Below are 16483 nucleotides of genomic sequence, written 5' to 3' on the forward strand. Positions count from 1 at the left end.
CATGACCCCGCTCGCCACGCCGGACCACGTCCTCGAAGTCAACAACATCGAGGTCATCTACAACAAGGTCGTGCAGGCCCTGCGTGGCCTGTCGCTGGCCGTGCCGCGCGGCCAGATCGTGGCGCTGCTGGGCAGCAACGGCGCGGGCAAGTCCACCACGCTCAAGGCCATCTCGGGCCTGCTGGCGCTCGAAGACGGCACGGTGGAGTCGGGCAGCATCCGCTTCAACAGCCAGCCCACCGCGGGCCTGGCACCGCAGCAGCTGGTGCGCAGCGGCCTCTCGCACGTGATGGAGGGCCGCCGCGTGTTCGAGGACCTCACGGTCGAAGAGAACCTGGTGGCCGCGACCTATGCGCTCACGGGCCGCGCCGATGCGAAGCCCGACTTCGACAGCGTCTACAGCTACTTCCCGCGCCTGCACGAGCGCCGCAAGGGCCTGGCCGGGTATCTCTCGGGTGGCGAGCAGCAGATGCTGGCCATCGGCCGCGCGCTCATCGCCCAGCCCCAGCTGATCCTGCTCGACGAGCCTTCGCTGGGCCTGTCGCCGAAGCTGGTGGAAGACATCTTCACCATCATCGCGCGCATCAACGCCGAGCGCGGCACCTCCATGCTGCTGGTGGAGCAGAACGCCACCGTGGCACTCGCGGTCGCCCACCAGGGCTACATCATGGAGAACGGCAAGATCGTGATCGACGGCACGGCCGAGCGCCTGGCCAGTGACCCCGACGTGCGCGAGTTCTACCTGGGCATGGGGGGTGGTGGCGAAGCAAAAAGCTTCAAGGACATCAAGCACTACAAGCGCCGCAAGAGATGGCTGTCATGAACCTCCCCGAACTCACCCTGCCCCAGATGCTGCGCGAGCGCGCGCGAGCCGAACCGGGCCGCGTGGCCATCCGGCAAAAGGACTTCGGCATCTGGAAGCCCTTCACCTGGGCCCGCTACCACGAGCGCGCCTGCCACTTCGGCCTGGGCCTGCGCGCGCTGGGCCTGCCGGCGGGCGGCCATGTGGGCGTGATCTCTGAGAACCGCATCGAATGGGTGCTCGCGCAGATGGGCGCGGGCCTGGTCGGTGCGGTCACCGTGGGCGTCTACCCCACCAGCCCCAGCAACGAGGTGGCCTACGTGGTCGGCCATGCCGACATCGAGGTCATGGTCTGCGAAGACCAGGAACAGACCGACAAGCTGCTCGCGGCCCTGCCCGAGCTGCCGCGCCTGAAAAAGATCATCGTCATGGAGACCAAGGGCCTGCGCAGCTTCGCACCCGAGGTGCGCGCGCTGATCGCCACCTTTGCCGAAGTCGAGGCGCTGGGCGCTGCATCCCGCCAGCAGGCGCTGGTGGACGAGGCGCTCGCCCGCCAGACGCTCGACGACGTGGGCCTGATGATCTACACCTCGGGCTCCACCGGCAAGCCCAAGGGCGCCATGATCAGCTACCGCAACATCCGCGGCGTGGTGCCCGGCATCGTCGAGCGGCTGCAGCTCGATGCGGCCACCACCCACCTGTCCTACCTGCCGCTGTGCCACGTGGCCGAGCAGATGCTCACCAGCTTCGTTCCGGTGTACATCGGCTCGCAGGTGAACTTCGGCGAGTCCATCCGCACCGTGCAGGAAGACCTGCGCGAGGTGGCGCCCACCATGTTCCTGGGCGTACCGCGCATCTGGGAGAAGATGCACGCCGCCATCCACATCAAGCTGCAGGAGACCGGGGGCCTGCGCCGCCGGCTGTTCCACCGTGCGGTCGCCGCCTGCCAGCCGCTGGCCGAGAAGCCGCGCAGCGCCTGGAGCCTGGGCGAGCGCCTGGCCTTCGCCGCCAGCTACTGGCTGGTGTTCCGCGCGCTGCAGAACTTCATCGGCCTGCGCGAGGCGCGCGTGGCGCTCACCGGGGCCGCGCCCATACCGCCCGACGTGGTGCGCTTCTTTCGCGTGCTCGGCCTGCCGCTGGTGGAGGTCTACGGCCTGACCGAATCCACCGGCATGGTCACGGGCCACCGGCTGGACAACGTGGTGGTCGGCACCGTGGGCGTGCCCATCCTGGGCGTGGAGCACCGCATGGCCGACAACGGCGAGCTGCAGCTGCGCGGCGACATGGTGTTCGCGGGCTACTACAAGAACCCCGAGGCCACGGCCGCGAGCATCATCGATGGCTGGCTGCACACCGGCGACGTGGTGCGCGAGGAGCAGGGCCAGATCAAGATCGTGGACCGGCTCAAGGACATCATGATCACCGCCGGCGGCAAGAACCTCACGCCCTCGGAGATCGAGAACACCATGAAGGGCAGCCCCTTCATCAAGGAATGCATCATCGTCGCCGAGGGCCGCAAGTTCGTGGGTGCGCTGGTGATGATCGACTACGAGACCGTGGGCAAGTGGGCCGAGGCCCGGCGCCTGGCGTTCACGCATTTCCGCTCGCTGGTGGAAATGCCCGAGGTGCGCGAGCTCATCGACGCCGAGATCCGCCGGGGCAACGAGCGCCTGGCCCAGGTCTCGCAGATCCGCCAGTTCCACCTGCTCACCAAGGAGCTGGACCACGACGACGGCGAGGTCACCGCCACCATGAAGGTGCGCCGCTCGAGCATCTACAAGACCTACGCTGCCGAGATCGAGGCGCTGTACCGGTAGAGAGAAGAAAAAAGGCAGGTCGCGCAGGGCCGTTGCGGGTTTCGTTTGCCATCCTGCTCTCAGCAATGCTATCAATATAGAAGCGTCTTGCGCTTATTCAGCAAGCGCTGGAAGGTATTTTGACCATGAACTCGTCTACCACCGTGCAAGCACCGCCCGCACAACCCCCCCTGCTGCTCGAACGGGATGGCCCCATCGCCACCCTGCGCTTCAACCGCCCCGAGGCACTCAACGCCATCGATGTGCCCATGGCGCAGGCCTTTCTCGCCAGCGTGCAAGCCATTGCCGCCGACCCCACGGTGCGCGCCGTGGTGCTGCGCGGCAACGGCAAGGGCTTCATGGCCGGGGGTGATCTGGCCACGCTGCGGGCCACGCCCGTGCAGGGCGCCATCGACATCCTCACGCCGCTGAACCAGGCCCTGCCGCTGCTGGCGCAGATGAACGCCCCCGTCATCGCCCAGGTGCACGGCGTGGCCGCAGGCGCGGGCCTGAGCCTGCTGCTGATGGCCGACTATGTGCTCGTGGCAGAGGGCACGCGCTTCAACCTGGCCTACATCAACCTGGGCACCAGCTGCGACGTGGGTGCCTCCTGGGCGCTGCCGCGCCTGGTGGGCATGCGCCAGGCGCTGGAGATCGCGCTGCTGGGCGAGGCCTTCACCGCCGAGGATGCGCTGCGCCTCGGCCTGGTCAACCGCGTGGTGCCCGCTGCAGAGCTCGACGCCGCCACCACCGCCATCGCCGAGCGCCTGGCCGCAGGCCCCACCCTGGCCTACGGCGCCATGAAACGCCTGATGCGCGAGTCGATGGACCGTACCCTGCCCGAGCAACTGGCCGCCGAGGCGCGGGCCTTCGTGCACTGCGCGGGCACGCAGGACTTCCAGGCCGGGGTGGACGCCTTCCACGCGCGCCAGGCACCGCAGTTCACGGGCCGCTGACCTTCCTTTTTCCATCCCGCCTTCCACCTCCCCTTCGCCGAAACTTCCCATGAGCCTTCAAGACGTCTACGTCCTCTCCACCGCCCGCACCGCCATCGGCACCTTTGGCGGCAGCCTCAAGGACGTGCCCAACACCGATCTCGCCACCACCGCCGTGAGGGCCGCCATCGCGCGCAGTGGCCTGCCCGCCGACGCCATCGGCCATGTGGTGATGGGCAACGTGATCCCCACCGACACCAAGGACGCCTACCTGGCCCGCGTGGCCGCCATCGACGCCGGCTGCCCCATCGAGACACCAGCCTTCAACGTCAACCGCCTGTGCGGCTCGGGCCTGCAGGCCATCATCTCGGCGGCCCAGGCCATCGGTTACGGGGATTGCGACATCGCCATCGGCGGCGGCAGCGAGTCCATGAGCCGCGGCCCCTACTTCGACACCGCCGCGCGCTACGGCGCGCGCATGGGCGACGCCAAGAGCATCGACTACATGCTCGGCATCCTGCACGACCCGTGGCAGAAGATGCACATGGGCATCACCGCCGAGAACGTGGCCGAGCGCTACCGCGTCAGCCGCGAGATGCAGGACCAACTCGCCGTGCAGAGCCAGCAGCGCGCGGCACATGCCATCGCGGCCGGCTACTTCCGCGAGCAGATCGTGCCGGTGGAGATCGCCACGCGCAAGGGCACGGTGGTCTTCGACACCGACGAGCATGTGCGCGGCAGCACCACACTCGAAGTGCTGGCCGGCATGAAGCCCGCGTTCAGGAAGGACGGTTTGGTCACCGCGGGCAATGCCTCGGGCATCAACGACGGCGCCGCCGCCGTGGTGCTGGCCTCGGGCGCACGCGTGTCGGCCCTGGGCCTCACACCCCTGGCCCGCCTCGTGGGCTACGCCCATGCGGGCGTCGAGCCGGCCTACATGGGCATCGGCCCGGTGCCGGCCACGCGCAAGGTCCTGCAACGCACCGGCCTCACCGTGCAGGACATGGACGTGATCGAGGCCAACGAGGCCTTCGCCGCCCAGGCCTGTGCGGTGATCCAGGAGCTGGACCTGGACCCGTCCAAGGTCAATCCCAACGGCTCGGGCATTTCGCTGGGCCACCCGGTGGGCGCCACGGGCGCCATCATCACCACCAAGGCCATCGCCGAGCTGCACCGCACCGGCGGCCGCTATGCGCTGGTGACCATGTGCATCGGCGGCGGCCAGGGCATCGCGGCGGTGTTCGAGCGGGTGTGAGGGCGGCGCCGTCCCCGCGCTGCCGCCATTCAGGAGTTTTGCCTCCAGCGCTTTTCCATCCACCATCGATTGCTACTAATAAATAGCAACTGAGTCCCGTGGATCCTGTGAATGCGCTTCGCCCTTGTGTGGCGCGGCGCCTGGGCAAGGAGCGGGCCCGGCGCAGTCCCGGGGGCCACTTCGGCTTCCGAGGCCTGTGCCGATCGCATCAGTATGATCGCGCTGGACAGCGCTCTCCAGCCGGAGCGCCCCGCTTTTCTCTCCAAAAATCCCCATGAAAAAACTCTTTCGCATTGCGGCACTGCTTTTCTCCCTGATTCCTTTTGCCAGCAGCGCCGTCGCGGCCCGCCCGGTGTCCAGCATCATCGTGATGCCTTGGGACCTCAGCCAGAACAAGAATCTTCCCGGCGAACTCAAGTCCAAGGGATTCAGCCACGCCACGGTGTACCTGAACTGGTCCGACATCGAGCGCAGCAAGGGCCTGTACGAGTTCAGCCACTACCACGGCCACATGGATGCCCTTGTCGACGGCGGGCTGTCGCTCCTGCTGGTCATCGACATGGGGGGACGGCCCTACAAGGACGAGAGCGGCAAGCTGGTGCCCAACATGTCCACGGTCCCGCAGTGGATCACCGCCGCACATCCCGATGCCGTCATGCGGAATTTCTCGGGCGACCCGAGCTGGCAACCGGATTTCACGGACGACAGGATCAGAAAGCCCGCGCACGCTTTCATCGCGCAAACGGTCGATCATTTTTCCAGGCGCTACCCCGCAAAGGTGCTCGGCTATGCCCTCGGCCTCCAGGAGGAACACGAAATAAAGTATGGGCAGATGGGCTACCAGTGGCGGGACTACAAGGAGTCCACACAGAATGACTTCGCCAGGAAGCACAACAACGCCCGTCAGCCCGTCATCAACTACAACAACAACATTGCCGCAGGGGTGCCCAAAGCGGAACCTCTTTTGCATGCCCACAAGGAGTTCCGGGAAAACCGGCTCCAGGAAGCCACCTGCGCATACACCAAGGTGATCCGGGACAAGGGGGCGCAGGCGATCGGATATTTCGCCGAGACATTCACGTCGCATGACGCCATCTATGCCACCGGCATCGTTGAAAAACTGGCGGGGTGCATCGACATAGCCGTCATCGATTTCAACTTCTACGATGGCTACAGCCTGGTGCCGGATGCAGATGTCCTGCCCACGCTTGCCAACTACATGGGCTCGCTGGGCTACAGGAAAATCATGGTGGGTGCCTACGGTGAGCGATGGGAGGCCGAAAAAAGATCGCGGGAACTGATGCCTGTCATCCAACGCTCCGTCACCCAATCGCTGACGCAGGCCAATGTGATGGGCTACGAGATCGGAGGGTTCGCGCACCAGGCAGGCGGCGGCTCCCTCTCCGCCCTTGACATGGACAAGCTCAATGCCCCATCTGGCCACACTGCGGCAACCAGCACGGCCCCCCGGATCAAGATTGGCATCCTGGGCTCCACGACCAACTTTCACGTCTGGCACGGGGAAAGAAGTGCAGGCAGAAACACCCACCGTGATGCGCTGTTCGCGTCCTACAAGATCCTGAGCAGCGAGCCCGGGATGGATGTCCATGTCATCGGCGAAAAGAACCTTCTGCAGGACGATCCCCTCATCCAGCGCCTGGATGCCATCCTCGTTCCGCACCAGGCAGCCCTGCCACAGAGCGTCAAATCCAAGCTGACCACTTACTGGAAAAACGGCGGGTCGCTCATCCAGGACATGCGCCTGGGTGAATTCGACGAAAACGGCAAGCCCACCTTTGACTGGATGCATGAGGTGTTTGGGATTGCCAATATCGAGTGGAAGAAAAAGGGCGGTGTCTTCCTGATTGATGGCAAGGTCTATCGGCTCAAACCCTCAAGGCGCATGTACGTCAGCTATGCGTCGATAACCCCACGCCCGGGCTACAAGGTGCTGGCCACGGAACTGCTGCAGCGGGATCAGGGGATCATGGTGCGGGGGGAACGTACGCTGGCGTTCGGCTTCATGCCGCAATTGATCGAGGACGACACGAGGGAAGCCTGGGGAAAGTTGTTCGTGCGGGAAATCGTGAACATCGTGCCCCCACGGCCCTCGCGAAAGTGACATTGGCGATGCTCCGTACAGTGATCTGACCTGCAAGACAACCGCAGTTTTTGCTCGGGGCCCACACCACCGGCTCGAATACCGGGCGGTCTGGTCAGCGGTGGTTGCTCTGTCCTGCAGCGACCTTTCCGTCATTTCCGATTACCACGTGCTGCGGGTGCAGCGCAGAGCCGTTCCGGTATTTGACACCCTCAAGCCAGGCCAGCCCTGCGTGGACGCGGCCTCAAGCGGGCTTCCATACAGCAGTGAAAGGCAATAAAACAAGTGCCCGGCATTGCTGTCATCGACCCACGCACCTTGCCCTGTCCTTCTATCTCTGGCTTGTCGTCGGAGGACGAAGCCGCATTCGCATAGGGCACCCCGGTCATCGAAATCTGGCCATGAGAAACCGAGGCATCAATCGCTCTGGTAGTTTTGCCGAGTTTCTTGTCTATGAATTAAATCCAAAAATCCTTGCAAAGGTCTGAATAACTTCCATATCGCCCGGTATCTAGCGCACGGCATCAATATCAATAAAACATATCACGAAGGGTTGCTGCAGACCGATCGCAACGTCATGCACAAACGGCTCAAATCCCACTTTCCGTCACCATTGTTTTTTTCCCTTTTTTTGCCATGTTCATGAATGGCTGCTCAATCAGTTTGTAGCTGACATAAGAAACAATCACCGTGGCAAAAAATGCCAAGAACGTCCGATGATATTTATTCTGAACAACATACGATGACAGAACGAGTATCGGATAATGAATAAGATAAAATGAATAGGATATATCCGACAGCATTTTCACTGACTTAGGATTTTCATATTCAGTATCTTTCAAAATCAAAAATAGCGCGGAAATACCCAGACCCGTGATGAAAATAGGCGTTGAAAATACCGGCTCCCACGATTTATAAAGAACAGTGGTGGATATAAAAATAGATGCCAATGCTGCCTTATCATATTTTGGCTGCTTGACTGCAATCCATGCACCAAACAGAAAAAATGGCATCTGTGCTATTGCATTGTTGTGCACGAAGAAATATATATATATTCCCTCCAGACTTTTCACCAGTGGATGCCAGTTTGCGCCACCATATACCCAGAAACAGGCAATCAACACAAACACCGCAGTGATTTTGGATGGGCTTTTGAAAAACCTTGTCGCGATGAAAAAGGCAACCACATACCACACCATCTCGATGGTCAGTGTCCAGCTGACGCTCAAGGCGTTGTATTTTAAGTAAGCGGCCGGAAAAAAATGCTGCAGGAAAAGCAGATGGATCAAGAGACTTTTGAAATCAATTGCATCAATTTGGAATTGCTTAAAAACCAAGGAGAACACAAAAAACCAAAACAGATAGGCAGGATATATTCTAAGCACCCGGTGCTTTATATAGTCGACAGCGGAATATCGTAGCGCGCTCTGTATGATCAGGTATCCGCTGATCACAAAAAAAATCTGCACCCCAATCCATCCCCCCACTATTCCAAAATAGGGAATGGTAAGAATATTCAAGGAATGGAGGTGATTCATGAATACCAGAATCACCGCTGCTGCTCTTAAAGTCTCGACGGAGTGATTTTTCGAGGTTTGGATGTTGTTATTCATTTATTTTTATATCGATAAAATTGAATATTGACTCCAGAATGGTAGGCCTCACTTGCCTGCGATTCGGCACTTGGTGAAATCCGGCCAGCATGAACTCCCCCGGCCGTGGGCGCCTGCACCCTGCCCCAGCCATCAAAACGGCGCAGAGTCGGGATCCGTGTCCACTGGCACCTGTACAGGCCCTGTCACAACTGCACCGGTGCGGGCGGCGGGCAAGGGCGTTGCCACGGTAGCTGCCGCCGAAGCCTCCGCCACCCCACTCTCCGCCTCGCCCCCCAGCGCCTCGATGAGGTCCGGAATCAGCTTGACCAGCTCGCCCGTGGCGATCGCCACGTCGGTGTCAAAGCCACCGTCATCGGCCTTGGTGCCTTCGAACACCGTGTCCAGGAACGAGACCTTCTTGATCTGCAGCCCCTCGGTGAGCATGAAGCTCACGCGGTCGTCCCAGGTGAGTGCGAGCTTGGTGGGCAGCTTGCCGGCGTCGATGTGGGCCTGCACCTCTTCGATGTCCAGCGGGTGGCGGGCATAGCGCACCACGGCCTTTTCCTCGGTGGCGCTCTTGAGCTCGCATTCGCGGTCCACGGTGAAGCCCACGGGCGGCTCCTGTTCCTTGAGCCAGTGGGACATGGCCGCTTGCGGGCTGGTCTGGGTGTTGATGAGCGACACCGACAGGCCGGGCAGCGATTCGACCAGCAGCGTGACGACTTCGTCCGCACGGCCCTGGCTGGAGGTGTCCAGCACCAGCAGGCGCGATGCCGTATCGATCCACACCCACATGGAACCCTGCTTGGTGAACGCCATGGGCAGCAGGTCCAGCTTGGCCTCGTCCTTGAGTTCCTTGCTTTCCTTCTTGCCAGGCTTGCGGCCGGTTTCCTGCTCGATGCGTTCTGCCTTTTCCTTCACGCGGCGTGCCAGCACGCTGCCGGGCAGCACCTTGGACTCGACCATGAAGCGCAGGATCCATTGGCCCCCGACCGACTCGGCCAGCGGGCCGTGCTGTTCGCCACGCGGCGGCACCCAGCCCAGGGACTTTTCCTGCGTGGCGCCGCATTCGATGAAGGGCGCCTTGGCCAGGGCCTCTTCCACTTGTGTCAATTCGACCTGCCATTGCGGCGCAATGCGGTACACGATCATGTTCTTGAACACGGAAAACCTTTTCTTTTCTGGGACGGAATGCGCCATTGTCGGTGGTTCTGCGGGAGAGGTTTCCTGCCGTCCATCCCTGGCGGTCCGCGCACCCGCGAGCGGATGAACAGGCACGATCACAGCCGGCAGACGCCGTGGAACGGGCCTTGCCGTGCCACTGGCGCCATCCCCCTTCACGAGACATGCGCGGGGTGTTTCTTTTGGAAACTTTACACAGCCTCACCCAACCGGTATGGCGGCGATACATGCGGGGCGGACACTGGTCCTCAATCGCCGGAACGGTCGTCCTGGCGAGTTCCCAACCCTGTGAAAGGACTCACACCATGGTTTTCAGATTCCAACACCGCCTGGCCGCCACCGCTGTTCTCGCTGCACTGGCCCTGCCGGTCCTGGCCCAGCAACCTCCAGCCGCCCCGCCTGCAGCGGGTGCCACCGCAACCACCGAAGGCCGCCACAAGGCAGGGGGTGACCGCCACGAGCACCATGCGCGCCACCAGGCCCACATGGCCAAGCGCATGGCCGCCCTGAAGGACCAGCTCAAGCTGAGCGCCGCCCAGGAACCCGCCTGGACGGCCTTCAGCACCGCGATGCAGCCCGGGGAACGCACTGCCCGCCTGGACCGCAAGGACATGGACAAGCTCACCACGCCCGAACGCATCGACCGCATGCGGGCCCTGCGCGCCCAGCACGCCGCCGAGGCCGACCGCCGGGGCGATGCCACCAAGACCTTCTACGCCGCCCTGACGCCAGACCAGCAGAAGACCTTCGATGCGCAGGCGCACCGCGGCCACCAGCGCATGCGCGACCACCACCACGGCGGCGGCGGCATGCGCGGCGGCGAGGGCCATCCAGCGCCCGCCGCACCGGCGAAGTAACGCCCCACCCAACCTCCACCGCCCCCGCACGCCCTGCGGGGCGGCGGCCCTGGGGACGGGTTCCCGGCGTGCAGCCGGCGCTGCCTTTTACTTTTTCTTCCCGTGCTCCCCAAGCCCGGGGTCCTGACTGGACCCCGGGCTTTGTGCTTTCCGGCCACGCAGGCGGTCGCCTTGGACGGCGTTTGTGGATAACCCTGGGGGCAGTTGTGGCACAACCTGCTGGTTATCCACAGAAGAAGGCGCTGCGCCGAAGTTGTTGTCTGTGAGCCCCGGACTTTGCGCCGCCCGCCGCACAGAGTTTGCGGCCACGCAACCCCGCGCCAGCATTGGAAAAAAACCCCTTGTCCACAAAAAATGAGGTGCTCTACTACTACTGCTATTTATATATAGAACCATAAAAGAATAACCAGAACCTCTTTTTCGTGCCCCCAACGCCCGTGGAGCCGAGCCCCCGGCACCGCTCCACACGGCGGCTCGCGATGAAGCGGCCGGCGCCGAAGAGGCCAAAGCGGAGCGGACAGGGCTCCGCGCCAGCCCGCAGGTTCCTTACGCCACCGCCTGACGGGCCTTCACATTTCCCATTTGCTATCAATAGAGTAGCTGTTGGCGCTTTCTCCATCAGCGCTTCATGCCATTTCAATGCCAATCCTCTCTGTGAAAATGTTCAGTGCGTAAAACTGGGGATAGTTTTGGCACAACCGCCTGGTTATCCACAGAAAAAGGCCATGGCCGTGTTTTGTCCCCTTTCGCGCGACATCGGAAAGAGGGATCGGTGCACAGGGTTGGGCGGCGTGCAAGTGCGCGCCACGGCGAGGGAAAAGGCAGTTGTCCACAACCTGGGCCGCCTTCTACTACTACGACTATGTATTTATAGAAAACATAAGAAGAAGACAGGGGAGAACTTCCCGCGCCGGGCACGCGGTGCCGCGACAACACCTTGTGGGGCCTTGCGGACGGACCGGTGCACGCAAAGGAGGGCGGACGCAGGGACGCGGCGATCCGCCGCGGGTGGGGACTGAATCCCGAAGACGGGCCGGCGGAAGCTCGCTACGCGGCGCAGGACCGCAGGAAGGCCCCCAGAACGTCCGCGGAGAGGGGTCGGCTGAAGAGGTAGCCCTGGTAGTGCAGGCAGCCCGCGCGGGCCAGCAGCTCGCGTTGCTCGGGGGTTTCCACCCCTTCGGCGATGACTTCCAGGCCCAGGCTGCGCGACAGGCCGATGATGGTGTCCACGATGGCCGCGTCATTGGGGTCGGTCAGCAGGTCGCGCACAAAGCTCTGGTCGATCTTGAGCTGGTCCAGCGGCATGCGCTTCAGGTAGCTCAGGCTGGAATAGCCGGTGCCGAAGTCGTCCAGCGAGAAGCCCACGCCATAGGAGCGCAGCGCGGCCATCGTGGCGATGGTGGTTTCCATGTCTTCCACCAGCAGGCTTTCGGTCAGCTCCAGCTTGAGCAGATGCGCCGGCGCGCCGGTGATGGCCAGCACGCGGGCCACGTCGTCCACGAAGCTGGCGTGGCGGAACTGGCGCGAGCTCACGTTCACCGCCATGGTCAGGTGGGCCAGGGCCGGGTCGTCCTGCCAGCTGGCCAGCAGCTTGCAGGCCGTGTGCAGCACCCAGCGGCCCAGGGGCAGGATGAGGCCCGTCTCCTCGGCCAGCGGGATGAACTGCGCGGGCGGCACCATGCCGCGCTGCGGGTGGGCCCAGCGCACGAGCGCCTCCACCCCCACGCAGCGGCCGGACAGGTGCATCTGCGGCTGGAAGTGCAGCAGGAATTCCTCCTGCGCGAGCGCGGCGCGCAGGTCGGTCTCCAGCCCGGCGCGGGCGGTCACCACGGCCTGCATGTCAGGGTCGAAGAAGCGCAGCGTGTTGCGCCCCGCCGTCTTGGCCTGGTACATGGCCAGGTCCGCCTGCTTGAGCAGCTCGCCCACGCTGGTCTGCTCGCCCGTGAACGGCGCGATGCCGATGCTGGGCGTGCTGCGGTACTGGTACCCTGCCAGCGCGTAGGGCACGGCCAGCATGGTGAGGATCTTCTCGCCCACGCTGCGTGCGTGCAGGGCCAGTTCGTGTGGCCTGGGGCTGAGCTCCTCGAGCATCACCACGAACTCGTCGCCGCCCAGCCGGGCCACCGTGTCCACGCTGCGCACGCAGGTGTTCAGGCGCTGCGCCACCTGTTGCAGCAGCAGGTCGCCCTGGTCGTGGCCCAGGGTGTCGTTCAGGGTCTTGAAGTTGTCCAGGTCGATGAACAGCAGCGCACCGCCCTGCAGGCGCCGGTGGGCGTTGGCCAGCGCATGGCCCATGCGGTCCATCAGCAGCATGCGGTTGGGCAGGCCGGTGAGCGCGTCGTAGAACGCCAGGCGCTGGATCTCGCGCTCGTTGGCCTTGCGCTGGCGGATGTCGGTGTTGATGGCCAGGATGGACTGCGGCTGGCCGTTGTCGCCGCGCACCAGGGTCCAGCGGCCCTCGACCTCGATGGTGCTGCCGTCGCGGTGGCGCTGCACGATCTCGCCCGTCCACTCGCCCTGCTCCAGCACCGTGCGCGTGGCGTGGCGGAAATGGGTGGGGTCGTCGTAGAGCAGCGTTTCGATGGACTGGCCCAGCGCCTGCAGCTGCGACCAGCCATACAGGCGCTCGGCGCTTTTGTTCCAGAAGATGATGCGGTGCTCCAGGTCGCGTACCAGGATCGCGTCCTGCGCCTTGTCAAGCAGCGAGGCCTGGTGGCGGATGCGGGCATCCGCCAGCTGCCGGTCGATCTCGGACGACGCGCGCGCGGCAAAGATCTGCAGCGTGGAGGTGATGAAGTCCGTCTCGGCGATGGGCTGGCGGAACAGCACGAACACGATGCCCACCACCTCGCCATCGGCATTGCACAGCTGCTGGCCCGCATAGCCCTGCGCGCCCACATGGCGCAGCATGGGCGCCTCGGGGTGCAGCTGCTGCACCTTCTCGGTCACCACATACGCGCGCTGCGACAGCAGCATGAGGCTGGGCGTGCCTTCCAGGGTGTATTCGTCGTTGGGCAGCATCTGGCCATCGAGCACCGCCGCGAGCGTGACCACCCGCGGGGCCTGCCCCTCCACCGGTGGCAGCAGCCGCACCACGCAGCCGCCCTGGGCCCCCAGCGCATCGGCCATGTTGCGCACCAGCTGCACGAAAAACTCCGTGCCCGTGCTCGCCGACACGGCGGCCGCCACCTTGAGCACCGAGGCCTGCAGCCGCTGCTGCGCCTTCTGCGCGCGCAGGCTGGTGATGCCAAAGGCCAGGTCGTTGGAGAGCTCCTGCAGCAGGGCCGCCTCTTCGGGGCTGATCTGCAGGATGTCCGGCGCATACAGGTACAGCAGGCCGAAGGTGCGGTCGCGGTCGCGCAGCGGCAGGCAGATCACGCCGTGAAAGCCGTTGTCCAGCATGCGCTCGGTCCAGTCGGCAAAATCGCCCTCGGCGCGGATGTCCTGCACGATCACCGGCTTGCCCGAGCGCACGGCCATGCCCGCGGGACCCCGGCCGTAGCGGTCCTCGGCCGACCAGGACAGGTGCAGGTTCTCCAGGTAGTTCTGGTTGTGGCCCGCGTGGGCCACGGGCTGGATGGACTTGCGTTCGTCGTCCAGCGCGAAGCCCACCCATCCCATGCGGTAGCCGCCGATGTCCACGGCGATGTGGCAGATCGCCTGCAGCAGCGCGGTCTCGGACGTGGCGCGCACGAGGGTTTCGTTGCAGGCGCTCAAGAGGCGCTGCGCGCGGCCCATGCGGGCCAGTTCGCGTTCGGTGCGCAGGCGCTCGGTCACGTCGGTGGCCAGCACCTGGCGCGCGGGGCGGCCGTTGAAGCTGATGCTGCCCGCCGTGATTTCCACGTCCATGAACGTGCCGTCCTTCTTGACGTGGCGGCTGATGACCGGCTTGTTGCGCTGGTCCATCGCAATCGCGTTGATGGTCGCCCGGATGCTGGCGCGGCGCTCCGCCGGCCACAGGTCCGTCATGTCCATCCCCAGCAGCTCGGCTTCGGCATAGCCGTAGTGCGTCTCCATCGACTGGTTCACGGCCTGCAGGCGCAGCGTTTCCCTGTCGTACACCCACATCGGATGGGGGTGCTCGTCGAACAGCATGCGGTACTGCTGCTCCGATGCCCGCAGCTGCCCCGCCACATGCCGCAGCTGCACCATCGCGCCCAGGGATTCGGTGAGGATCTCCAGGTGCGCGACGTCGCGCCGCGAAAATGCGTGGGCCTTGTCCGAAACGACCTTGAGCGAGCCCACCACGCCCTCGGCGGTGCGCAGCGGCACCGCCATCACGGAGCGCACGCCGTGCCGGTGGGGCAGCGAAACCATGTCCCAGCCCTCGGCCTCGGTGTCATTGCACACCACGGTGCGCCCTTCGCGCAGGGCGGGCCACAGCAGGCTCTGGTCGGCCGCCAGCATGTGGCCCACGGGCCGCACGTGGTCGCCCGCCGATGCCTGCGCCACCAGCTGGCGGCCCTGCAGCAGCTCCACCAGCGCCCCGCGCGCCAGCGTCTGGCGCAGCACGGTGTCGGCCACGAGCTGGAGCACCTCGGGCAGGGGCATGTCCAGCGACGAGATGCGCTGCTGCACCTGCAGCAGCTCCGCATGGTTCTGCGCATCGCGCTGGGCATCGAGTTCGGTCAGCTTCTGCGCGCTGATGTCGGTCATGCCGCCCACCATGCGCACGGCCTTGCCTTCGGCGTCGCGGATCAGGAAGCCCCGGTCCAGCACCCAGGCATAGCTGCCGTCCTGGCGCCGGAAGCGGTATTCGGCGGACCAGTGGTTGTCCGTGCCGCCAATGGCCGCGTGGAGGCCCCGGAGGATTTCCTCGCTGTCTTCGGGATGCAGCCGCAGCGTCCACGAGGTGCTGTCGGGCGGCAGCTGGTCGAGCGGCACGCCGAACAGGTTCTGCATGCCTTCGTTCCACCACATGAGGTCGGTGTCCAGGTTCCAGTCCCAGACGGCATCGGCCGTAGCGCGCGAGACGAGGTGAAAGCGCTCCTCGCTTTCACGGCGCGCCTCCTGGGCCAGGTGCTGGGCCGTGATGTCCTGGAAGGCCCCCTGGATGCGGACGATGCGTCCCCCGGCATCGCGCGCCGCCTGCCCGGCGGTGCGCACCCAGAAGCGCCTGCCGCCCGGCATGTCCACCTCGGCTTCCACGTCAAAGGGCGTGCCGTGGTGCCGGCAGTCATCGAACGCCTTTTGCATCTGCGGCCGGTAGGGCGGCGTGTACAGCTGCAGGACCTGCGCCAGCTCGCCCACGCGGTGGTGGAGCCCATAGGCGGCCGCGATCTCCTGCGACCACACGAGCTGCATCCCGGGCAGTTCGACCGTCCAGCCGCCCACGCGGGCGATCCGCCCCGCCACGCGCTGTGCCTCGCCCTGCGCGACCATCTCGGCATGCATCTGGTCGCGCTCCCGCACGAGCTGGGCCAGCAGCCTTTTCTGGCGGCGCAGCTCCAGCTGCACCATGGCCTGGCCCGCGAGGATCGTGAGGCCCTCGATCTGCCCTTCCTCCAGCGTGCGGGGCACGGTGTCCACCACCGCGAGGGTGCCCAGGGTGAACCCCTCGGGCGTCACCAGCGGCACGCAGGCGTAGAAGCGGACATGGGGTTCGCCCAGCACCAGGGGATTGCTGGCGAACACGGGGTGGAGCGTGACGTCGGGCACCACCACCGGTTCGCGGCCGCCGTCCAGTGCCTGGGCACAGAACGCGATGGCGCGCTCGGTCTGCTGGAAGGGAATGCCGACCGCCGCCTTGAACCACTGGCGCTCGCTGTCGAGAAAATTGACCACGGCGATGGGGCAGCCGCACACCCGTGCGGCCAGCGTGGCCAGCTGGTCGAAGCCTTCTTCCGCGGGGGTGTCGAGGATCGCGTAGGACTGCAGTGCCGTGAGCCGCGCTGCCTCTTCGGGTGCGTGGGCTGGCGGCATGGTCAGGCCGCTGTGGCGTTGGCTGTGCCCGCTGGCGC

General features: G+C 64.7%; 9 protein-coding genes. 6 read left to right on the forward strand and 3 right to left on the reverse strand.

Annotated elements, in window-relative coordinates; translation table 11 throughout:
- The first annotated feature begins 1 nt into the window (after position 1).
- The 5 genes from AC07OD_RS18940 (at position 2) to AC07OD_RS18960 (ending at position 6910) form a co-directional block, all read left to right on the forward strand.
- Positions 2–823: an ABC transporter ATP-binding protein gene (locus AC07OD_RS18940; protein ID WP_494597733.1), complete on the forward strand. Its 822-nt coding sequence runs from the start codon at positions 2–4 to the stop codon at positions 821–823.
- The gene (locus tag AC07OD_RS18945; protein ID WP_494597734.1) at positions 820–2619 is read left to right on the forward strand and encodes an AMP-dependent synthetase/ligase; all 1800 of its coding nucleotides are present in this window, start codon (positions 820–822) and stop codon (positions 2617–2619) included. The genes AC07OD_RS18940 and AC07OD_RS18945 overlap by 4 nt, the downstream gene beginning before the upstream one ends.
- 125 nt (positions 2620–2744) lie before the next feature.
- Complete coding sequence (locus AC07OD_RS18950) at positions 2745–3554, forward strand: enoyl-CoA hydratase/isomerase family protein (protein ID WP_218296394.1); 810 nt, start codon at positions 2745–2747, stop codon at positions 3552–3554.
- A 49-nt stretch (positions 3555–3603) separates the two neighbouring features.
- Positions 3604–4788, forward strand: coding sequence for an acetyl-CoA C-acyltransferase family protein (locus tag AC07OD_RS18955; RefSeq protein ID WP_494597735.1), 1185 nt, complete (start codon positions 3604–3606; stop codon positions 4786–4788).
- A gap of 274 nt (positions 4789–5062) precedes the next feature.
- On the forward strand, positions 5063–6910 hold the full coding sequence (locus AC07OD_RS18960) for a type 1 glutamine amidotransferase family protein (protein WP_218296392.1): 1848 nt from the start codon (positions 5063–5065) through the stop codon (positions 6908–6910).
- Positions 6911–7479: 569 nt separating this feature from the next.
- Here the strand turns inward: AC07OD_RS18960 and AC07OD_RS18965 are convergent.
- Positions 7480–8502 (reverse strand): acyltransferase family protein, encoded by a 1023-nt coding sequence (locus AC07OD_RS18965; RefSeq protein ID WP_494597736.1) that lies wholly within the window; start codon positions 8500–8502, stop codon positions 7480–7482.
- Between the two features lie 132 nt (positions 8503–8634).
- Positions 8635–9648 (reverse strand): recombination-associated protein RdgC, encoded by a 1014-nt coding sequence (locus AC07OD_RS18970; protein WP_494597737.1) that lies wholly within the window; start codon positions 9646–9648, stop codon positions 8635–8637.
- A 323-nt stretch (positions 9649–9971) separates the two neighbouring features.
- Between AC07OD_RS18970 and AC07OD_RS18975 the strand changes: the two genes are divergently transcribed.
- Complete coding sequence (locus AC07OD_RS18975) at positions 9972–10523, forward strand: Spy/CpxP family protein refolding chaperone (protein ID WP_494597738.1); 552 nt, start codon at positions 9972–9974, stop codon at positions 10521–10523.
- A gap of 1047 nt (positions 10524–11570) precedes the next feature.
- Here AC07OD_RS18975 and AC07OD_RS18980 read toward each other — a convergent pair.
- Complete coding sequence (locus AC07OD_RS18980) at positions 11571–16445, reverse strand: EAL domain-containing protein (RefSeq protein ID WP_494597739.1); 4875 nt, start codon at positions 16443–16445, stop codon at positions 11571–11573.
- Positions 16446–16483: the final 38 nt, after the last annotated feature.

The sequence above is a fragment of the Acidovorax sp. GW821-FHT10E03 genome (assembly GCF_059415205.1).